Origin of the sequence: Clostridium sp. AF22-10, assembly GCF_003478725.1 — a bacterium.
Taxonomy (GTDB): Bacteria; Bacillota; Clostridia; order Lachnospirales; family Lachnospiraceae; genus Otoolea; species Otoolea fessa.
The window spans coordinates 155,103-175,140 of sequence record NZ_QUFZ01000003.1; the positions used below are offsets into that span (position 1 = coordinate 155,103).

Sequence of the window (20,038 nt, forward strand, 5' to 3'; positions counted from 1 at the left end):
TCATTTACAGTCATACAGACAAGCCGCTTCGCCAGAGCCTCACACTATTCACACTATCAATTTGTTACTTATCACTATTTACACTATCACTGTCAGCCGCGTACTTACGCGCCTTCTCTTTTTAAAATGTTATCTTAGCGGCACCTATCACAATGCCGTTTTAATTTGATAATTATTTACCGTAGTTGATGAACTCACGAGTAGATCTCGGAGCCAGCATCTGATGCATCGGGCAGATAGCCTGAGCATTCTGATAATAAGCCTCGGTAAATGCCTGGATGTACGGACGAAGATCGGTCAGATCTACGATCTCATCAACCATACCCTGTTTTGTACAATATTTCGGACGAGATTTGTCTGTGTACATCTGGATCATAGCGTTCATCTTGTCGATGATCGGCTGAAGCGGCTCGCCAGCTTTTTTAGCTTTAACAAGCTTTCTGGAGTACATAGCGTTTGCAGCGGTCTCACCCGGCATTACGTAGTACTCGCAAGCACCTGTACCGATAGAGAATACGTTGGTGTTGTTGCCCTGCGGACCACCCAGAACGTAGTGAGCAGCAGCACTTGCCTTACGAAGAGTAACCTCCAGAGACGGAAGCTTAGCATTCTCGATAGAGTAGATCAGGGACTGACCTAAACCAAGCAGCTCTGCCTTCTCAGCGTCATCGCCTACATCGATACCTGTGGTATCCTGCAGCCAGATAACCGGTGTCTTATCACGAGCACACAGAGTAACGAACTCGTTCATCTTAATCAGACCCTGACGGTACAGCTTACCACCGATACCTACAGAACCCTGTTTGTACTCCGGATAGTTCATGAGTAAGCCCTGTACGTTAGCGATAACACCAACCAGAAGGCCGTTAACTTTTGCAAGACCAGCAACGATCTCCGGACCGTAGCCTTTCTTGTACTCGAAGAACTCACTGTTATCGAACAGACGGCCGATTACATCGTAGATGTCGTACGGACGTTTCTGGTTCATCGGGATGATGCTGTACAGATCCTCAGCCGGAAGCTGCGGAGCCTTCGGGCTGTCAACACGGAAGAACTCCAGGTTGAAGCACGGAAGGTAGTTGATGTACTTCTTGATTCCCTCGATAACGCCTAAATCATCCTCGTAAACTTCACGGAAGAATCCTGTCTCATCATAGTGGATCGGCACGGAACCCGGAGCCGGAACGTGATGTTTGCTGTTCTCGATCTGAGCGTTAACGATCTGCTCTGCTGCTTCCTCATCGATGTAACCCTTCGGGTTCATACCGGAAAGGATACCAGCGCCACCAACTGCCATGTTCGCATCTTTATGAGCGATCAGGATAGTCGGGGAAATGCTGTGGTAACCACCACCTGCCGGGTTGGTTCCGTAGATACCTACGATAACCGGAACACCAAGCTGGTTTAACTCAGCGTTGCGGAAGAACGGTGTACCACCACCACGACGGTTCGGGTATACTTTGTCCTGATTCGGGAACTCAACGCCTGAGCAGTTTAACAGGTATACTAACGGCAGATGCAGCATCTTAGCGGTATCTGCAGCACGGAGCAGGTTATCTGCCTGTCCCGGAACCCAAGCACCAGCCATCTTCTTGTTATCAGAAGCGATGATGTAAACCCATTTGCCATTTACACGGCCAAGACCATTCAGAACGTTAGTTGTCTGGAAACGGTTGTCTTCCGGATTGTAAAGGCTGTTTAACGGGCACCATGTACCTGGATCGATCAGGGCGTTGATACGCTGTGTAGCAGAAAGCTGTCCACGTGCGTTTAACTTCTCTTCGGTTGTGATACCAGCATCAAGAGCCTGCTTAATGGACTCATGGATGTCGTTCTCAACAGCCTTCAGTTCCTGCTCGTTTTCCGGATTCGGATTAACCAGAGCTTTACCAACGGTAGGCATATTCTGGAAATATCCTGGCATTGAATACATATTCATGTCTTCTTTTCTCCTTATAAAATAAAAAATAAAAATGGTTATAAATGAATTGCTTGCGGGACAGTTCGTCTCCTGTCCCGCCTGCAATCAGTAACTAATTAATCGACAGAAATGATATCTGTCTTGATTCCCTATGGAAGGCTAATTACTTAGTCTCCTTCGGAACTTTGATGAATGCCTGACCTGGGTCGATCTCTTCACGAATAACGCGGATGATCTCCGGATCCGGACCTTCCATCAGCTGAGCTCTGGAGGTATCGATCTCGAAACCAGTGTTCTCCTGAACCATTTCCGGAGAGGAGAATGGATAGTAGTAAGCCAGGTACATTCTCTTGGTCTCTTCGTCGAATTTCATGATACCAAGATCGGTAACTACCATCTGCGGTCCACGGTTGCCCGGAAGACCTGCTCTCTCACGTCCGCCAGGGCCGTCCATCCAGCCACAGCTTGTGATGTAGTCAACATGCTCCATGAATCTTCTCTTCTGATGCTGCATCATGATGATGGTGTTGCAGAAGGTAGCGATTCCGTTTGCACCGCCAGAACCGGTGAAACGTGTGGTAGGTTTAACATAATCACCCTTACCAAAGATACAGGTAGAGTTAACGTTTCCGTACGGGTCGATCTGAGCGCCACCGATGAATGCGATCATACGATCAGCATCATGTAACCACTCATTAGCCTCGAAACCTACGAAACGAACGTTTGGCCACTGTACTGCACAGTGAGCCATGAAACGGTTGTCACCTACAGAACGCGGAACCTCAATCGGAGAACAATCCATAAGACCACTCTCTACGATCGGATGGCAGCTCGGGCAAACAACACGTTTTGCCAGGGATGCACCGATTAACGGAAGACCGGTACCAACGATAACGATCTGATTTTCTTTAATATTTTTTGCGATGGCGTAAGCCTGCATTTCCTGCTTTGTATACTTTGTATAATCAGCCATTTTAGATTTTCCCTCCCTCAATTAATGTCTGGTAGAATAGCCAAGATGCGGCTCATTCTTAAGGTTCATGAGGCGAGCGCCGCCCAGTACGTTGAGCAGATCATCCTGATCCTTGCATCCATATACATACTTCTGAAGGTAATCCTTGAAGGTCTCCGGAATCTTGGTGCCGTCAGCAGCATCTTTTGCAGCCTGTGCAGCAACTTCTGCAGCTTTTGCAAGCTTCTCATCTTCCGGCTTAGCAGCAGCAGCCTTAGCAGCTTTGTCTGCAGCCTCTGAAGCTGTGCCTTAGCATCCTCAGCGTCAAGGTACTTGGAAGCCTTGTCGTACTCTTTCAAGCCCTTATCATCATCATCATAATAGCCGTAGCACTGTGCCGGCCAAGCACCGTACGGTGCACGAACAACGGCGTCTACACACTCACCAAAGATTCTTGTCTTGGTTGGGTCACGACGGATATACTCATCACTTACGATCTCCTCGCAGGTAACGATACAACGTTTTGCAGCTACAGCGATATCTACGTCATGGAACTCATCACCATCGATGATACAGGTTCCATCCGGAGATGCCTGCTGAACATGGATGATAGCGCAGTCAAGCTTCGGAACCGGAACAGCCAGCAGCTTCTCGCCTGGCTCAAGCGGGTTCTCGATCTCTACGCATTTCAGGTTGTCAACACCTTCCATGGTTCTTCTCTTCTCTTCGCTGATACCCCAGAACTTAACAAGTCCGGAGCCCTGCATCATACGTACCGGCAGGTACGGAAGACCCAGAGATGCAGCATGAAGCTGAAGCATCAGAACGTCCTGAGAATAATCCTCATATGTAAGCTCACCCTTCTCGATAGCTGCACGGAAACGACGAGCTACGTTGGTGTAACCAGAGTTTGCAGTATAGCAGTTAATGTAGGCTCTCACACGGCCCTCACCGATTAACGCATCCCAGTCACCACCTGCCGGGCCAGACCAGCCTACAAAACCAGTTTTACCCTGACGAAGGATCTCGTAAACTGCTGCATACGGTTTACGGTTTGTTGTAAATCCGCCGAGACAAAGTACATCGTTGTCACATACATACTTTTCTACGGCATCGTGTAAAGACATTACTTTATTAGCCACAATAAAGCCTCCTTTAAAAAAATTTTCTATAACTACCTATATAAATAAGTAAAAACGGGATCCGGTACTTCCGGCGCTGCGGTCTTTCGCAGGCCAGATGCAGCCAGATCCCGGCTGCAACAGCCAAAAATCAATATTCGATTAACCGAAAATCAGCATGAAGAAACCTGCTGCTACGGCAGAACCGATAACACCTGCTACGTTTGGTCCCATAGCGTGCATCAGAAGGAAGTTGGTCGGATTCTCTTTTGCACCAACTGTCTGAGAAACGCGGGCAGCCATCGGTACAGCAGATACACCAGCGGAACCGATTAACGGGTTGATCTTGCCGCCGGTTACAGCGCACAGCACCTTACCAAGGAGAACACCTCCGATGGTAGCGAATGCGAATGCAAGAAGACCCATGCAAACGATAGCGATGGTCTGAACACGCAGGAAGATCTCGCCGTTTGCGGTCGCACCTACGGTAGTACCAAGCATGATAGTTACGATGTTGCACAGTGCGTTCTGAGCTGTATCAGAAAGACGCTCTGTAACACCAGATTCACGAAGCAGGTTACCAAGCATCAGCATACCAAGCAGCGGAGCTACGGACGGAAGAAGCAGGGAGCAGAACAGTACTACGAATACCGGGAATACGATCTTCTCAACCTTGCTTACCTTACGGAGCTGCTTCATAACGATGGAACGCTCTTTCTTAGTGGTAAGAAGCTTCATGATCGGCGGCTGAATCAGCGGAATCAGCGCCATGTAGGAGTAAGCGGCAACGGCGATCGGAGCAACCAGATCCGGTGCCAGGTTGTTAGCTACATAGATAGCGGTCGGACCGTCTGCACCACCGATGATACCGATAGCAGCTGCCTCACCTACTGTAAACAGACCAGTTGCGTTAGCCAGCATGAATGCAATGTAGATACCGAACTGAGCAGCTGCACCAAGCAGAAGGCTCACCGGGTTTGCAATCAGCGGACCAAAGTCTGTCATGGCACCTACTGCCATGAAGATCAGACACGGGAACAAACTGGACTTAACACCGCCGTAGATGATACGCAGAACACCTGCGGTATACCACGGCTCGCTTTCCTTCATCAGGTCAGCCAACGGCAGGTTTGCCAGGAACATACCAAATGCAATCGGAAGCAGAAGAAGCGGCTCGAACTGCTTTTTAATTGCCAGGTATAATAATACAAAAGCAATGAGAATCATTACACAGCTTCTCCAGGTCAATGCTGCGAAACCCGACTGTGCAAGAAGCTCTTTTAATATTTCAAAAAAGTTCATTACCTAACCTCCTAGTTCAGAGCAACCAGAGCAGCTCCTGTATCAACAGAATCGCCAGCCTTAACAAGGATCTTGCTGACTGTACCGTCTGCCGGAGCAACGATCTCAGTCTCCATTTTCATGGCTTCCATAATAACTACTACTTCGCCAAATTTAACCGCCTGTCCTTCAGATACCTTGATGTTCAGGATTTTACCTGGCATTGGAGCTTCTACGGTAGTTGCGCCCGCCGGAGCTGCTGCCTTCGGAGCCGGAGCTGCTGCCGGTGCCGGAGCTGGAGCCGGTGCTGCTGCAACTGGAGCCGGAGCCGGTGCTGCCGGTCTCTGTACCGGTGCGGATGCCGGAAGAACCGGAGCTGCCGGAGCTGCTACACCATTACGATCCAGAGATTTGTAAGCTTCTAATTTTTCTACTTCAACTTCGTATTTCTTTCCATTGATCGTAGCAACATATTTCATAATTCTTTACGTCCTTTCGAATGTTTATCATTACTGTTCACACATGTGTGCCCAGTAATGGGATTTTGCCGATGCTTTGTATTCCAAATCGGCAAAATCTGTTGCCTGAACTGTATCATACAGAATTTTCAGTTCCGAAAATTCCTTTTTGTAAACAGTTGCTATTTATCATAGTATCGTCTATTAGTTCAGGGTAACCAGTGCTGCACCTGTGTCAACGGCGTCGCCTGCTTTGACAAGAATCTGTGCTACTGTACCGTCTGCCGGAGCAACGATTTCAGTTTCCATCTTCATAGCTTCCATCACGATGACGGTCTCACCAAACTTAACTGCCTGTCCTGCAGATACTTTGATGTTCAGGATTTTACCTGGCATCGGAGCCTCTACGGTAGTTGCACCTGCTGCCGGTGCTGCCGCCGGAGCTGCTGGTGCAGGAGCCGGTGCTGCTGGTGCAGGCGCCGGTGCTGGAGCTGACGGTGCTGCCGGTGCTGCTACTGGAGCCGGTGCTGCTGCCGGAGCCTCGCCGTAACGCGGCATTGGCTCGTATGCATCGATTCTTTCAAGTTCTACTTCGTACTGTTTTCCATTGAGGGTAGCCGTATACTTCATAACTGCTCTAACCTTCCTTTCGATTTCCTTTCATTCCTGTTTCTCATTACTTAACTTCTGTCACGCTCAAGATCTTAAACTTGTCTGTCGGCAATCCGAGGTCATCCCCGATCGTTGCCATCAGCACGGCAAGTAATTCCTTATCAGCTTCATCCGACACAGCCGGTGCTGCTTTCTGTGCTGCGGCCGGGGCCTTAGCACCATCAGAAACAACGGAGCGGAGAATCTTGGAAATTACCATAATTGCCAGAGCCAGACAGATCAGAGCCAGAAAAACTACCGAAAGACCCAGCAGAGAAACGATAACTGACTGCCCGAAAGGCATAGTTGGTTCAGTCCACATTGTGCATTGCACCTCCTTATTTATTTTAGGTTCTGCTTTCTTTGTGAAAAATTATACTTATAAAATTCCACCAGTAAGATTCCGTATTGTGGAATGCATTCCATTTTTGAAAGCAATTTATAAGGGGCTTTTCCCCTTAACTGTAACAAGTGAAGCCACAGATTGACATGATCAGCTCACTTTACTTAAATTATAACAGTAACCCCCCTGATTGTCAACCAAGCCTTTCATAAATTATGCACAAAAAGCAGGGTGTTTTATTAGCAAAAACAACCTGCTTTTTATAGGTTATTACTACATTTTTCTACATTTTTCTTAATAACCTCCGGAAGAATCGCCAAGACCTCTCAAGCATTTTGCTCATATTCTAAAATGTATTCTGAAAGTCCCGTTCTCTCCTTTTTTCATCAGAACAAAGCCGCTTTTTTCTGTATTTTTTTATACATTTTCAAGAGTTGTTCTCGATTTATTTCGGAAGCTTGAAAGAGCTCTTCAGCGAAACAATCCGGTTGAAAACCGGTTTGCCCGGCTCGCTGTCGCGGCAGTCCACGCAGAAGTATCCATTGCGGACGAACTGAAAGCTCTCAAATGCTTTTGCCTCTTTCAGACCCGGCTCTAAGTAACACTCTTTCAGAACGCGCAGGGAATTCGGATTTAAGTTCAGCGTTCCATCTGCATTGAGTTTGCCCTTTTCCTCGTCTACCAGGTTCTCATAGAGACGTACTTCTGCTTTCAGTGCAGTCTGTGCTGCTACCCAGTGAATCGTACCTTTTACCTTTCTTGCATTGAAGCCGGAACCACTCTTCGTCTCTGGATCGTAGGTACAGTGAACAACCGTTACATTACCGTCTGCATCTTTCTCGAATCCGGTGCAGGTAACAAAGTACGCGTTCATCAGGCGGACCTCATTGCCCGGGAAGAGACGGAAGTATTTCTTCGGTGGTTCTTCCATAAAGTCCTCGCGTTCGATGTAAAGTTCTCTGCCAAATGGAATCTTTCTGGAACCAAGTTCCTCGTTCTCCATATTGTTTGGTGCATCCAGCTCCTCGATCTGTCCTTCCGGATAGTTGTCGATAACAAGCTTGACCGGGTCAAGAATTGCCATCACACGGGACTTCTTTAATTTCAGATCCTCGCGCAGGCAGTACTCTAACATTGCACTGTCGATGGAATTATCTGCTTTGGAGACACCTGCCAGCTCTACAAAGCGGCGGATGGATTCCGGCGTGTAACCTCTGCGGCGCAGCGCTGCGATGGTTACCAGACGCGGGTCATCCCAGCCATCTACAATCTTATCTTCTACCAGTTTCTTGATATAACGTTTTCCGGTAATGACGTTGGTCAGATACATCTTCGCAAACTCAATCTGGCGCGGCGGGTTCTCAAACTCGCACTCTCTTACGACCCAGTCATAGAGCGGTCTGTGATCCTCAAATTCCAGCGTACAAATCGAATGCGTGATGTGCTCAATCGCATCCTCAATCGGATGAGCGAAATCGTACATCGGGTAAATGCACCATTTGTCCCCGGTGTTGTGATGATGCATATGGGCTACACGATAAATAACCGGATCACGCATATTGATGTTCGGGGATGCCATATCAATTTTCGCACGCAGTACCTTTTCGCCATCCGCATATTTGCCTTCTTTCATCTCCTCAAAGAGCTGTAAGTTCTCCTCGATGCTGCGGTTGCGGTACGGGCTTTCCTTACCAGGATTGTTAAAATCACCGCGGTACTCGCGGATCTGATCAGCTGTCAGATCGCAGACGAATGCTTTTCCCTTTTTAATAAGAAGAACTGCACACTCATACATCTGCTGGAAATAGTTGGATGCAAAAAACAGGCGGTCCTCAAAATCAGCGCCCAGCCATTTTACATCCTCGATGATCGACTCAACAAACTCCGTCTTCTCCTTCGTCGGGTTGGTGTCATCAAAACGGAGATTGAATTTTCCGTTGTATTCTTTTGCCAGTCCAGAGTTCAGAATAATCGATTTAGCGTGTCCAATATGAAGATATCCGTTCGGTTCCGGAGGAAATCTCGTCTGGACATGATCGTAAACGCCCTCTGCCAGATCTTTGTCAATCTCGCGCTCGATAAAGTTCTTGGAGACAGACTCTTCCTTCTCCTCTCCCTCTGCCAATGGTTTTTTATTTTCTTCCATATACATTCCCTCCGTTGTTTCTTTTCGTAAATTGATACTGTTGTTTGAGTCAAATCAAACAGTTTTATTTTTTATCATATCACATTTTGGAGTTTTCGAAAAGGGGATATTTGCCCACAAAAAAGGAAGCGCCGCGGGAGGACACTTCCTTTTCTGATTTTCAATTTTTAAGCATCTTTATTATGGCAATTTAAGATGTCCTGCGTTCGCAGGTAATTGTACTTCTTCTTATTATATATGTGTTTTTATGCGATTTTACTTATGCGTTTGCAAGAGCCTCGCCCAGTGCCTCGCACTCAGCACCTGCTGCCTCGTCCGGCGTTGCGTTGCAGATTACCGGCTCGCAAGCCATGGTTACGCCCAGAGTCATGCAGTCGCTCTCCCAGGTACGCATCCACTCGCCGTCGCCCCATCCGTAAGAACCGAATAATGCAATCTTTTTGCCAGAGAGAACCGGGCTAACCTCGTCGAACATCGGCTGGAACTCAGACTCCTCTAACTGTTCAGCCCCCATAGACGGGCAGCCAAATGCGATTCTGTCATACTCGCCAGCTTTGTCAGCGCCAAACTCTGCGGAAGTAAATAAATCAGCCTCGCCACCCGCTTTCTTAACGCCCTCTGCTACGTAATTTGCCATAGCCTCTGTGTTTCCCGTTCCGCTCCAGTATACAATTGCTACCTTGCTCATTTTTATTTCCTCCTTGTGAATAATTTACTTACTTAGATTTATTATGCGGCTTTTACAAGCTGAATAATCGGTGTCCCCTGACGGTATTTCTCCCGGCACACTTCCGTGCATTCCCGGTATGAATCAAACCGCCGTTTTGCTTCCTGCGGGTCGCCATACGTCTTCCAGTAACCGCTGCAGGTATAATTTTTTCCCTGATTTTCAATGAATCCAACAACATCCTCAAGCGGATACCCCAGGAAAATGCCAATCTCATGTGGAAAATCATGTTCCAGACAAAGCCGGTTGGAAAGCTGCCTCAAAAAGCCATCGACCGTCTTCTTCATCTGGTAACCAGACTTTTTTAAAAAGTGCTGTACAGATATTTTACCCAGAATAAAGCGAAGCCATTCCTCGCGGTACACCAGAATCAGAAACGCGCCCGTCCGGCTGCACTCTTTAAGCGCCCGCACCTGAAGCCCCGACGGTTCCAGTTCCCGGTTCCAGAAATCAAGCGCTTCCAGGAGTTTATCACGGTTCTGCGGCTGATAACGGAACAAGTTCGACGGTTTGATGCCACGAAGAGTCGGCGCACACACCTCTACGAATACTTCTTCAAACAACCGTTCCATCTTTCTGCCTCCTGACTGCTTCTCTTAGTTAGCTATATCTATCTTTAGTTAGATATGGCTAACTATCTTTTAAAAATAAAAGGCTTTTTCCGCCTTCTATTTTCCTTTTCGTAGGTTAGTCTTATCTAACTTCAATGAGACTATATCATGAATCACTTACCACGTCAAGCAAATTTTGTTCATTTTTGCTTACTGAGTTTTTTTATCAGTAACATCATTTTCTATCTTTTGGGACGATAAATAATCTCATTCACCGCATACACCGTCACAAATGCCTCGGATCTGTTTTTAATATATACGGCATGAGCTGTGCATATTCGTTTTTATCTACGATCGTGATAATTTCCGTCTTCGGCTCATTGTCAAACGCGCCGAATCCCTGATAGATCGTCGCGCCGCTGTGAAGCGTATGCAGGATAAACTGGCGTATCTCTTCTTCTTTTTCCGAGATAATGCAAACTCTCTTTTTCAGATTCAGACCGAAAATAAAACGATCCAACACAATTCCGTTTAAGTATGTGCCCAGAATGCCCAGCACCACCAGTTTTTTATCGCTGAAAAACACGGATGAGAGCGCCACACACATGCCTGGAAGCGCCATCGCTTTTCCCAGCTCCATATGGAAATATTTGTTTAAGAGCTTTGCCACGATGTCCAGACCGCCCGACGAGGCATTCATCCGGAACAAAAGAGCCAGACCAACGCTGACAACAAAGATATAGCAGACCGTATCCATCATCGCATCCTGGTTGATCGACACAAAATCCGGGAAAACCTGCTCAAACACCCACAGAAAAACCGGCAGAATCAGCGACGTATACACCGTCTTGACGCCGAACTCGCGTCCGATAAAAAGAAATCCCACCACCAGAAGCGCCGCATTTAAAATAAAGGTCAGCACTGAAATCGGCAGCGGTATCACATTTCCCAAAAGCATCGCCAGACCGGAAATACTTCCCACCGATACACCGCTCGGAATCAGAAAGAAATAGACGGCTGCCGCCACGACAAAGGTCGCCGCTGTGATCATTGTGTACTCCCCGATTACGCGCATGGACTTTTTTGCCATAACTAAAAACCTCCTCATATTACAATTTCGCGCGAGCGCGCATCATTGGCACGTTAGTGCCTTTTTGTGTGATAGAGAATTTCAAGGAATTACCTATTACACAAAAAGACACATCGCGTCTGCAATGTGTCTTCGTAATGAGGCATCGGGGATTCGAACCCCGGACAACTTGATTAAAAGTCAAGTGCTCTACCGACTGAGCTAATACCCCATATTTAACTGGGCTAGTTGGATTCGGACCAACGAATGCAGGAGTCAAAGTCCTGTGCCTTACCGCTTGGCGATAGCCATCAGCAAAAGATCCCTTTAAAGAAGGTGGATATAGGGATTCGAACCCTAGGCCTCCAGAGCCACAATCTGCGCGCTAACCAACTGCGCTATATCCACCATAGGAATCTGTCGAAACAGATTCGACGAGCCTGAAGGGATTCGAACCCCCGACCCACGGCTTAGAAGGCCGTTGCTCTATCCAGCTGAGCTACAGACTCATATTCATTTTGCGATTCTGACCGTTTTATCCGGCACTGTAACCATTCCCGCACCTGACCTCTCAGCCAACTGCTTATCTGTCTCATCGACAGCAAAGATAGTATATAACATTTGAAAAAGAATGTCAACAGGAAATTTCATATTTTTTAAAATAATTTCAAAAATTCATTTCTTTTGACTTTCCCCCTATTTTTCCACCTCTTCCTGCTCGTATGACAGGAAGTCCGCCAGAAATCCCTTTTCCCGCAGCGCTGCCTCGATCTCGTCGAGAATCTCCTCCTGATCGGCAGCCACGTGATGGAAATGATAGCCCGATGTCACGTTTAAAAGCGGCGTGGAACGCCCAGTCCGGATATTTTCCACAAATGCCTCAACATCGCGGCGGCTGCGGATATTTAACGGCGCCGATACCTTTCCATAGATGCGGTGGTTGACCATGACATCCAGCACCTCGCCGCCCAGATCAACAATCGTATTCAGCTCTTCGCGCGTCTGCTCGGTCGTATGGCACATTTTAAAGAGGCGTTCCGTCTGGTGCGGCATCTCCAGCACATAACCGCGGGCAGTCGCAAGGACAGGGTGTCCCTCGGTACGCAGAAGCGCGATATCCTGCACCACCACCTGACGGCTCACGCCGACTGCCCGCCCCAGCGCCCCGCCGGAAAGCGGTGTGGATGACTGTCCCAGCATTTCCAGTATTTTCTTTCTCCGCTGTACTCCTGTCATCGTTGTTTCCATCCTGTTTTCCCTGTCCTTTCTTAGTTTTTAAATTTTTATAATGCCCGCAGATGTTTGAGACTCAGATCCAGAATTGGTGCCGAGTGCGTCAGCGCGCCGCTGGACACATAATCTACGCCTAATTTCGTGATCGTTGCGATATTTTCCTTCGTCATATTTCCGGAACACTCCGTCTCGGCGCGTCCGTCGATGATGCGGATCGCCTCCGCCATCTCGTCCGGGGTCATATTGTCCAGCATGATAATATCAGCGCCCGCTTCCACTGCCTCGCGCACCATATCGAGATTTTCCGTCTCCACCTCGATCTTGCGGACAAATGGGGCATATTTCTTCGCCGCCTCAACCGCCGCCTTAACTCCGCCGGCTGCGTCGATATGGTTATCCTTGAGCATCACGCCGTCCGATAAGTTGTAACGGTGGTTGCTGCCGCCGCCAACCTTGACCGCATATTTTTCAAATACACGCATACACGGGGTCGTCTTGCGCGTATCTAAAAGCGTTGTCTTCGTTCCTTCTAAAAGCTTCGCCACCTGATTCGTATAGGTCGCAATGCCGCTCATCCGCTGTAAATAGTTGAGCGCCGTCCGCTCGCCGGAAAGAAGCACCCGGATGTCGCCGGTGATCACACCTAAAAACTGCCCTTTTGTGACGGTATCCCCGTCTTTTACCTCAAATTTTGTCTCGGTCGCCTCGTCCAGAAGTTTAAACACGCTCTCAAACACCTGTAAACCGGCGATAATACCGTCTGCCTTGGCTAAGAGCTGTACCTCGCCCTTGCGGTATTCCGGCATGACCGCGTTCGTCGAAACGTCCTCACTGTTGATATCTTCCTTTAACGCCATGCGGATATACTCATCCGCAACAAGCTGCATCGTAATTGGATTCATACTCTTCGTCCTCCCGTCCGGCGATCTTGCCTGCCGCTCTCTCTGCAAATACAAGGCTTTCCAGCAGACTGTTGCTGGCAAGCCGGTTCTTTCCGTGTACGCCGTTGCAGCTCGTCTCACCAACCGCATACAGGTGGTCCATCGTCGTCTCGGAGAAATGATCGACATAGATACCGCCCATAAAATAATGCTGCGCCGGTACGACCGGAGCCGGTTCCTTCGTGATATCGTAGCCCTCTTTTAAGCACTCCTCATAAATGTGCGGAAAATGGTTCCGGATCGTCTCCTCCGGAACTGCCTTAAACGACAGCCATACATGATCGCTGCCCTCTTTTTCCATCTCCTTCTCGATCGCCTGCGTCACCACATCACGCGGCAGAAGCTCATCGACAAAGCGCTCGCCCTTTCCATTTAACAGAACTGCCCCCTCGCCGCGGGTCGATTCTGAAATCAGGAAGCTGCGTCCCGGCTTCTTGCTGTACAGGCTGGTCGGATGAATCTGGACATAATCGAGATGTTCCAGACGCACGCCGTGTTTCTTTGCTACATCCAGCCCATCACCTGTCAGGCTCGGGAAGTTCGTCGAATGCTTGTAAAGCCCGCCGATACCGCCGGTCGCCAGAACCGTGTCTTTCGCATGAATCTTTAAAATATCGCCGTCTGCATTCTTTGCCAGAATACCGATGCAGATGCCCTTTTCTACCAAAATATCCGTCATAACAGTATATTCCCGGATTTCTACATTCGGAAGTTCTTTTACACGCGTCTGCAGGGTCGTCGTGATCTCTTTTCCCGTGATGTCCTCATGGAAACAGATACGCGGCTGCGAATGCGCGCCCTCCTTTGTATATTTTAAACTGCCATCTGGATTTTTGTCAAACCCTACGCCTAATTTCAGCAGATTATTTATCACATCCCGGCTGGAGCGGATCATGATATCCACACTCTCCTTGCGGTTCTCGTAGTGTCCCGCGCGCATCGTGTCCTCAAAATACGCATCATAATCCGTCTCATCCCGCAGCACGCAGATACCTCCCTGCGCCAGCTGGAATCACAGCTCTCTATATCTTCCTTGCAAATCATTAAGATCCGGTCTTCCGACGGCAGATTTAAAGCGGTGTACAGACCGCCTACGCCACACCCGACGATGACCACATCATAATTTTCCTCCCGGACCATTTTGTTGCCTTCCTTTCTATACCATACGTTTGCACTTATCTTTTTATCCTGCAGATAGTTCAGCCTTCAAATCGCAGAATACTATCTGCCACTCTATGCTCCTATCGCAAACAGAGTTCTCTTTCAATCCAAAACTTTATTTGTGCATCCGCATCAGTATAGCACATATTATTTCATGTGACAAGACATATGTAATGATATTTTGGGCGATTCTGTAAAAAACATATTACTATTCACGCATACGTACCCAGTAACCAAAAAACTCCAGTTTCATTGACAGCCCATCATAATCCATTAAAATACCTACTATAATAAGGTATTTTACCGAATTAAATTTAAGCATACGAAGAGAAGGTATTTTCATGAAAATCAATCACGTACACGCAGTCTATTTCAGCCCGACCGGCAACGCGAAAAAGGTTGTTACCACGCTGGCGCAGGCGATCGCTGACACACTCGGCGTCCCGATGGATTCCTATGATTTCACGCTGCCGGAAAGCCGCGAAAAAGTTCATACATACGGGGCAGACGATCTGATCGTCATCGGCACCCCGGTCTACGCGGGACGCATCCCGAACAAGATGCTCCCATTTGTACAGACCCATTTTGAGGGAAATGGCGCGCTCGCCATTCCGGTGGCTGTCTTCGGAAACCGCAACTTCGACAATGGGCTCATCGAGCTTCGCAATGAATTAGAGGCGCACGGCTTCCACACCATCGCAGGTGCCGGTATCCCGACCGAGCACGTATTCAGCGACAAGCTGGCAACCGGACGTCCAGATGCAGATGATCTCGCACAGATCCATGCATTCGGCATCAAGGCAGCCGAAAAGATCGCTTCCCTGACCGAAATCCCGGCTCCGATTGCCGTGCGCGGCGATGATCCGGTCGGACCATATTACACCCCGCTCGGCACCGACGGAAAACCGGCTATCTTCCTGAAAGCCAAACCAGTCACCGATCCGGAAAAATGTACTGGCTGCGGCATCTGTGCAACGGTCTGTCCGATGGGCTCTATCCCGGCAGATGCACCGGACACCTGCACCGGTATCTGCATTAAATGTCAGGCGTGCATCAAGATCTGCCCGGCTGGCGCCAAATACTTCGACAATGAGGCCTTTCTGTCCCACGTCGCGATGCTGGAGCAGAACTATACGCGCAGGAGTGAGGCGGAGTATTTTATTTAAAAAATATATTTTGACAAACGGCAGCTGCCAAACAGGAAGAGATACTTACTGTATCCACCTGTTTAGCAGCTGCCGTTTGATTTATATCTGTTCGATTTATACCTGTTTACAACGTTTCTGCGTCTTTATCATCACCGTTTTCTTTTAGTTTTTACGGTTCTCTCCTTCCTCCCGTCTGCCGCTCATCCATACATAAGCAGATGCGATCAGTCCGAGTGTCAGCATCAGAGCCGATGTGTTTACTCCGTCCTCTCCTGTCTTCGGAAGTCCCTGTGCAGGAATGTTTTCAATCGGCACTTCCGCCGGCTGTTCCGGAAGCACCGGTTCTTCGGTGACTGTCCCCGGTCCCGCAGAGGTTGTCTTCTTTCCGCCAGAACTGGAACCGCCGCCTCCATGACCGCCGTGGCTTCCGCCACCCCCATGATCCGGGGTTGGATCTGGCTTCGGAGCTGTCTTTCCGTTGACAAAGTTTACTTTCAGGGTTTCGCCGCCTTTGATTGCGCCCATATAAACCACAGCGCTCTCCACGCCGGTGGCCGGGTTAATCACACTGCTTACCCCTTTTTCGGCTGTCATCTGCTGATACGATTCTTCATCGCAGATCACATAAATATTGGAATCCACCTTATATCCATCTGGCGCCGCCTTTTCCTGAAGGTAATAGACCACTCCCTCTAAAAGTGCATAATCAATATTCAGGGTTCCGTTGGTCGTCGAGACGGTATAATTTAACTCTTTGTTGTCCGGATCGTACTCAACCCAGCCATAATATCCATCTTTTACCAGTTTCTGGCTCTTCGTCCCATCTTCATTTTCTACCGTTTCGTAGACCGGATCCACATAAACACAGTATTTTGTCACATCCGTTGTCTTCTGATTTCCCTGTTCATCTGTCTCCGTCTTGCTGTCTATATACCAGAGATAGAACGAAGTCTGCCCCTCGCCCTCGTCGTCTCCGAGCTGGTTGCCATCCGTATCTACCTTGGTCAGGTTGAAGGTGCCATCCTGCTGTTTGAGAACCATGGAACTGTACCAGTTCCAGGCGGAATTCTGATAATTGTTATCTGCACGTTCGCCATCGATATTGGTTGCCATGGTAAATGCAACCCAAGTAGCTTCTTCCGATGAGACGCCCGATTTTAAGAGTGCATTAAAATATGCATTTGCCTTATCCCATGCACCATCCGTTTCATTTAACTTATCCGCCATATAATCGCCGATCGTCATCTCACACCCATCCGTCGCCCAATTTCCATGACTATGACCGTGACCCAGATTTTCATTTTCCAGGAATTTTTTCATATCCTCCTGGCTGCCGACATTGAAGCTGAAAATATTCTGATAAAAATTATCATACTGACTGCTGGAATGAAGCAGCATCGGATCCAGAGAAGCCAAGGAAGAATTTCCGGTCTCTCCCGCTCGTGTTAGTTCATTTGCCGCTGCTTCATTCTTGGAAAGCAGTTCCTCGATCGTCGTGTAGGAAGTTCCTCCTTTCTCGTTGTAGTATTTAAGAACTTCTTTTTCTAGTGTCGTGTTATTTTTAGAAAGATATTGATTCAAGGCATCCTGAATTTTATATTTTGATGCCCGGATTGCATCAATCTCACCGCCACGCACCCACGGAGCATAATATTTACTTCCATCTGCCTTGATCGCAGAATTGCTTTTTCCGCCGGACGGAATTGATTTTACAACATACTTTCCAGAACCTTTTGGTTGTTCTTCCACCTGTGCACTATTAAAATCGCAATAATAGCAATCATATTTTTCTGAATACAGATAATATTTTTTTCCAATCTTATAAACCGGATCTCCAACATTAATATCGTTTTTCGTTAATTTGATATAGGACGTCGTTAAATTTCCGTCCTTATCAATTCCGTACTGGCGCTGAGACTGCGTGTCTTTCAATGCCTCATCAATCAGATTTTCAATAACTCCTGTTGTGCTGGAATTCTTTATATCATACTTGGGAGAAAGAAATCCCTTCGTATAATCATCCGGCAGTTCCTGTCCGTCAAATCCAATGACTCCTGTCTGATCCTGATTGCTCATGTCCGGTGTCGATACGATAAAGCTGTTATTTTTATACACATATGTATGTTTGGAACCGTTGGTAATATAAACATCAAATACCATTGTACATCCCGGTTCCTCATACGGACAGACTGTTCCATTTTTTATATTATAGCTATATTCAACTCCATTGAAAACCTGACGGATCGTATTTTGTCCGTAATACTGTGCATTTTCCAGCTCGTCCGCACCTTCTTTAGTCTGGAACCACTGTTCAAACTGCTTCTTTCCAGCCGCATTGATCTCTTCCATCACCTTGCTCAGCTCAATCGTCTGGTCACCCTTGGCATCTTCTTTGATATTAAAGGTTACCTTAAATTTTCCAGTTTCTTTATCATAAAAATATTCATAATCCTTCTCTTCCGGTAAAACAGGTTTTACCTCTGTCTCCTGCTGCCGCCCGTCTGGTTTCCGGAATTATCCACATTTTCCTGTCCATTCTGAGAATTAGAATCTCCGGCTGCTCCCGACGCCGAACCTGCAGAGCCTGTACCGGAATTGGCATCCGATTCGTTCTTTTTCGAGTCGGACGGCGCACCCGGAATAATTTCTACCGTGTCAGACTGAGATGGGCGTTCGATCGAATCGTATGGATTATCCGTCTGTTCACCCGACGGATTCTGACCGTTTTCTTTCCCTGTCTGGCTGTTTCCATTTTCATTCACAGAACCCACAGTTCCGGCTTCATTTCCTTCACCAGCTCCATCTGAGCCCTCATCTCCAGAAACATCCGCTACCGTAGAACCATCCTGCACTCCAACAGTATCTTTCCCAGCAATATTCTCTGCCTGTTTTCCAGTACCAAATACTTCTTTCTCCATCCACTTATCCAGATCGACTTTCTCCTGCGTTCCCGCTGTGTCCACACTTTCTTTGACAACTGCCGCATCATCCGCATAAGCAGTCGCCGTACCGAAGGAACTAAACGACAGCATCAGCGCCAGCAATACTGCTATCGGACGGCGCATCTGATTTTTATACTTCCGTCTCCGGCTCCTTCCCCTGATTTTTCTCTCTTCCATCCCTTTACCTCCCTTGATAGATCTATTTCCAGATGCAGTAGCGTATAAACATTTCTTTCCGGTCCGTTTCCATGTTATGTCTTTCTGTCTATCCAGTTACTGCATCATGGTAACGCATTTTGTTTTTCCACATCTGGGACATTCCCCATCTTATTCTGCGTTACTGTTCACGCATACGTGCCCAGTAACGGAATTTGCCGTAGCTTCGCATTTAAATACGGCAAATTCCTGCTACCACCACGTTTTCTTACGGCACTTTCGGTTCCAAAAGTGCCTACCCGTGAATCGTTACTATTCTGCCGATTCATACGCATATAAAATTGTCCGGGCATTGTTAAATTCATAGCTGCATGTCACAAATGAATACAAACGCACGATCGTCCCCTCGACCGGCGCGGACGCGCTCGCGCCCGCTGTCATCTGCTGAATATATGACGCAAATTCTTCTCCCGATGCAAACTCCGTTGTCCGGCGGATCGCATCCGGCGATGTGCAGACAGCCGCCAGGGCTTTTAAATGAATCTCCCGCTCCGGCGTATAAAGAATGATTTCTGAATGCTGATCGAAATAGCCCTGATCCTTGTATCTGGAAATGTCCTTAAACATACTTCCATTCTTCATGTGATGACCGTACAGCACGTTATGCAGGGACGAAAAATCTGCCCGATCGGCATAGTCCAGAAAAATCGTGCCCGCCGTGCTCTTCTGCCCGTTCAGGTCACGGTGCAGGTAATAATCATTGTCCTTCCCCTGAACCACCGGATAATTGATCTGTGTTCCCGGAATCTGAATCCAGGCAACGACGTCCGGATTCTGGGAATCCAGCACTGCGAAATCAATTGCTGACACATATTCTGTCTCCTTTATTGCATTCGTCTCACCTATCTCATTTTCCACTTCTGGCACTTTTTTCTCCGGCATTGTTTCTCCTGTCGTCCCTGCTTCCGACATTCCCACAACCTGAGCGGTCAGCTCTTCCTGCGCCTTCTCCTGACGCATTTCATCCCATTTATGCATTGCCACCCCCGCTGTACCAAACGCCAAACAGATGACAGCTATCACAGCCGCTGCTTTCCGTGTCCACTTTTGCATCGATCCCTCCATCTTTGCCCGTGAAACGTTCTGCGCCTTTATTTATTAAGCAAATTATATATTTTTATAAATGATGTATTAATTTGCATACAAAACGAAACAGATAACAGCATAGTTTTAGGAC

General features: G+C 47.8%; 18 protein-coding genes and 4 tRNA genes. 1 reads left to right on the forward strand and 21 read right to left on the reverse strand.

Annotation, left to right across the window (positions count from 1 at the left end; all coding sequences use genetic code 11):
- Positions 1-172 precede the first annotated feature (172 nt).
- From DWX91_RS03350 to DWX91_RS03435, 18 genes are all read right to left on the reverse strand, one after another.
- On the reverse strand, positions 173-1,939 hold the full coding sequence (locus DWX91_RS03350) for an acyl-CoA carboxylase subunit beta (protein WP_107000304.1): 1,767 nt from the start codon (positions 1,937-1,939) through the stop codon (positions 173-175).
- A gap of 145 nt (positions 1,940-2,084) precedes the next feature.
- Positions 2,085-2,894 (reverse strand): glutaconate CoA-transferase subunit B, encoded by an 810-nt coding sequence (gctB, locus tag DWX91_RS03355; protein ID WP_107000305.1) that lies wholly within the window; start codon positions 2,892-2,894, stop codon positions 2,085-2,087.
- Positions 2,895-2,959: 65 nt separating this feature from the next.
- Positions 2,960-4,015, reverse strand: a complete 1,056-nt coding sequence (locus tag DWX91_RS03360) for a CoA-transferase (protein ID WP_412693818.1) — start codon at positions 4,013-4,015, stop codon at positions 2,960-2,962.
- Between the two features lie 141 nt (positions 4,016-4,156).
- Positions 4,157-5,296: a sodium ion-translocating decarboxylase subunit beta gene (locus DWX91_RS03365; RefSeq protein WP_117796388.1), complete on the reverse strand. Its 1,140-nt coding sequence runs from the start codon at positions 5,294-5,296 to the stop codon at positions 4,157-4,159.
- Positions 5,297-5,307: 11 nt separating this feature from the next.
- A complete protein-coding gene (locus DWX91_RS03370) occupies positions 5,308-5,754 on the reverse strand; it encodes a biotin/lipoyl-containing protein (protein ID WP_117796387.1) in 447 nt (148 codons plus the stop codon).
- A gap of 183 nt (positions 5,755-5,937) precedes the next feature.
- A complete protein-coding gene (locus DWX91_RS03375) occupies positions 5,938-6,363 on the reverse strand; it encodes a biotin/lipoyl-containing protein (RefSeq protein ID WP_118472081.1) in 426 nt (141 codons plus the stop codon).
- 46 nt (positions 6,364-6,409) lie between these two features.
- The gene (locus DWX91_RS03380; RefSeq protein ID WP_022359955.1) at positions 6,410-6,706 is read right to left on the reverse strand and encodes an OadG family protein; all 297 of its coding nucleotides are present in this window, start codon (positions 6,704-6,706) and stop codon (positions 6,410-6,412) included.
- Between the two features lie 466 nt (positions 6,707-7,172).
- The gene (locus tag DWX91_RS03385) at positions 7,173-8,873 is read right to left on the reverse strand and encodes a glutamine--tRNA ligase/YqeY domain fusion protein (RefSeq protein WP_118538268.1); all 1,701 of its coding nucleotides are present in this window, start codon (positions 8,871-8,873) and stop codon (positions 7,173-7,175) included.
- Positions 8,874-9,132: 259 nt separating this feature from the next.
- Complete coding sequence (locus DWX91_RS03390; protein ID WP_022359957.1) at positions 9,133-9,561, reverse strand: flavodoxin; 429 nt, start codon at positions 9,559-9,561, stop codon at positions 9,133-9,135.
- Between the two features lie 41 nt (positions 9,562-9,602).
- Positions 9,603-10,172, reverse strand: coding sequence for a DUF3793 family protein (locus DWX91_RS03395; protein WP_022359958.1), 570 nt, complete (start codon positions 10,170-10,172; stop codon positions 9,603-9,605).
- Positions 10,173-10,437: 265 nt separating this feature from the next.
- On the reverse strand, positions 10,438-11,241 hold the full coding sequence (locus tag DWX91_RS03400; RefSeq protein ID WP_347474998.1) for a YitT family protein: 804 nt from the start codon (positions 11,239-11,241) through the stop codon (positions 10,438-10,440).
- 138 nt (positions 11,242-11,379) lie between these two features.
- A tRNA-Lys gene (locus DWX91_RS03405) sits at positions 11,380-11,452 on the reverse strand.
- Between the two features lie 11 nt (positions 11,453-11,463).
- Positions 11,464-11,532: transfer RNA gene (locus DWX91_RS03410), tRNA-Gln, on the reverse strand.
- Positions 11,533-11,555: 23 nt separating this feature from the next.
- Positions 11,556-11,628: transfer RNA gene (locus DWX91_RS03415), tRNA-His, on the reverse strand.
- Between the two features lie 27 nt (positions 11,629-11,655).
- Positions 11,656-11,729 (reverse strand) — tRNA-Arg (locus tag DWX91_RS03420).
- Between the two features lie 187 nt (positions 11,730-11,916).
- Positions 11,917-12,456: a transcription repressor NadR gene (locus DWX91_RS03425; RefSeq protein ID WP_412693819.1), complete on the reverse strand. Its 540-nt coding sequence runs from the start codon at positions 12,454-12,456 to the stop codon at positions 11,917-11,919.
- A 47-nt stretch (positions 12,457-12,503) separates the two neighbouring features.
- Positions 12,504-13,355 (reverse strand): carboxylating nicotinate-nucleotide diphosphorylase, encoded by an 852-nt coding sequence (gene nadC / locus DWX91_RS03430; protein WP_118538272.1) that lies wholly within the window; start codon positions 13,353-13,355, stop codon positions 12,504-12,506.
- On the reverse strand, positions 13,321-14,379 hold the full coding sequence (locus DWX91_RS03435) for an FAD-binding protein (protein ID WP_412693820.1): 1,059 nt from the start codon (positions 14,377-14,379) through the stop codon (positions 13,321-13,323). The genes nadC and DWX91_RS03435 overlap by 35 nt, the downstream gene beginning before the upstream one ends.
- 517 nt (positions 14,380-14,896) lie before the next feature.
- On the opposite strand from DWX91_RS03435, the gene DWX91_RS03440 reads away from it, so the two are divergent.
- On the forward strand, positions 14,897-15,721 hold the full coding sequence (locus DWX91_RS03440) for an EFR1 family ferrodoxin (RefSeq protein ID WP_118538274.1): 825 nt from the start codon (positions 14,897-14,899) through the stop codon (positions 15,719-15,721).
- A gap of 144 nt (positions 15,722-15,865) precedes the next feature.
- On the opposite strand, the gene DWX91_RS03445 is transcribed toward DWX91_RS03440, so the two are convergent.
- The 3 genes from DWX91_RS03445 to srtB form a co-directional block, all read right to left on the reverse strand.
- Positions 15,866-18,052, reverse strand: coding sequence for a hypothetical protein (locus tag DWX91_RS03445; RefSeq protein WP_118538276.1), 2,187 nt, complete (start codon positions 18,050-18,052; stop codon positions 15,866-15,868).
- A gap of 125 nt (positions 18,053-18,177) precedes the next feature.
- Entirely contained in the window at positions 18,178-18,822 is a 645-nt protein-coding gene (locus DWX91_RS03450; RefSeq protein ID WP_118538278.1) for a hypothetical protein, read from the reverse strand.
- A gap of 291 nt (positions 18,823-19,113) precedes the next feature.
- Positions 19,114-19,914, reverse strand: coding sequence for a class B sortase (gene srtB / locus DWX91_RS03455; RefSeq protein ID WP_182435051.1), 801 nt, complete (start codon positions 19,912-19,914; stop codon positions 19,114-19,116).
- Positions 19,915-20,038 lie beyond the last annotated feature (124 nt).

Excerpts from the sequence above, each read along its gene's own strand:
- DWX91_RS03425 (WP_412693819.1), bottom strand. The coding sequence starts at position 12,456 with ATGACAGGAGTACAGCGGAGAAAGAAAATACTGGAAATGCTGGGACAG.
- DWX91_RS03350 (WP_107000304.1), bottom strand. The coding sequence starts at position 1,939 with ATGAATATGTATTCAATGCCAGGATATTTCCAGAATATGCCTACCGTT.
- DWX91_RS03445 (WP_118538276.1), bottom strand. The coding sequence starts at position 18,052 with ATGGAAGAGATCAATGCGGCTGGAAAGAAGCAGTTTGAACAGTGGTTC.
- DWX91_RS03375 (WP_118472081.1), bottom strand. The coding sequence starts at position 6,363 with ATGAAGTATACGGCTACCCTCAATGGAAAACAGTACGAAGTAGAACTT.
- DWX91_RS03440 (WP_118538274.1), top strand. The coding sequence starts at position 14,897 with ATGAAAATCAATCACGTACACGCAGTCTATTTCAGCCCGACCGGCAAC.
- srtB (WP_182435051.1), bottom strand. The coding sequence starts at position 19,914 with ATGCAAAAGTGGACACGGAAAGCAGCGGCTGTGATAGCTGTCATCTGT.
- DWX91_RS03400 (WP_347474998.1), bottom strand. The coding sequence starts at position 11,241 with ATGGCAAAAAAGTCCATGCGCGTAATCGGGGAGTACACAATGATCACA.
- DWX91_RS03385 (WP_118538268.1), bottom strand. The coding sequence starts at position 8,873 with ATGGAAGAAAATAAAAAACCATTGGCAGAGGGAGAGGAGAAGGAAGAG.
- DWX91_RS03450 (WP_118538278.1), bottom strand. The coding sequence starts at position 18,822 with ATGGAAGAGAGAAAAATCAGGGGAAGGAGCCGGAGACGGAAGTATAAA.
- DWX91_RS03365 (WP_117796388.1), bottom strand. The coding sequence starts at position 5,296 with ATGAACTTTTTTGAAATATTAAAAGAGCTTCTTGCACAGTCGGGTTTC.
- nadC (WP_118538272.1), bottom strand. The coding sequence starts at position 13,355 with ATGAATCCAATTACGATGCAGCTTGTTGCGGATGAGTATATCCGCATG.
- gctB (WP_107000305.1), bottom strand. The coding sequence starts at position 2,894 with ATGGCTGATTATACAAAGTATACAAAGCAGGAAATGCAGGCTTACGCC.
- DWX91_RS03380 (WP_022359955.1), bottom strand. The coding sequence starts at position 6,706 with ATGTGGACTGAACCAACTATGCCTTTCGGGCAGTCAGTTATCGTTTCT.
- DWX91_RS03395 (WP_022359958.1), bottom strand. The coding sequence starts at position 10,172 with ATGGAACGGTTGTTTGAAGAAGTATTCGTAGAGGTGTGTGCGCCGACT.
- DWX91_RS03390 (WP_022359957.1), bottom strand. The coding sequence starts at position 9,561 with ATGAGCAAGGTAGCAATTGTATACTGGAGCGGAACGGGAAACACAGAG.
- DWX91_RS03370 (WP_117796387.1), bottom strand. The coding sequence starts at position 5,754 with ATGAAATATGTTGCTACGATCAATGGAAAGAAATACGAAGTTGAAGTA.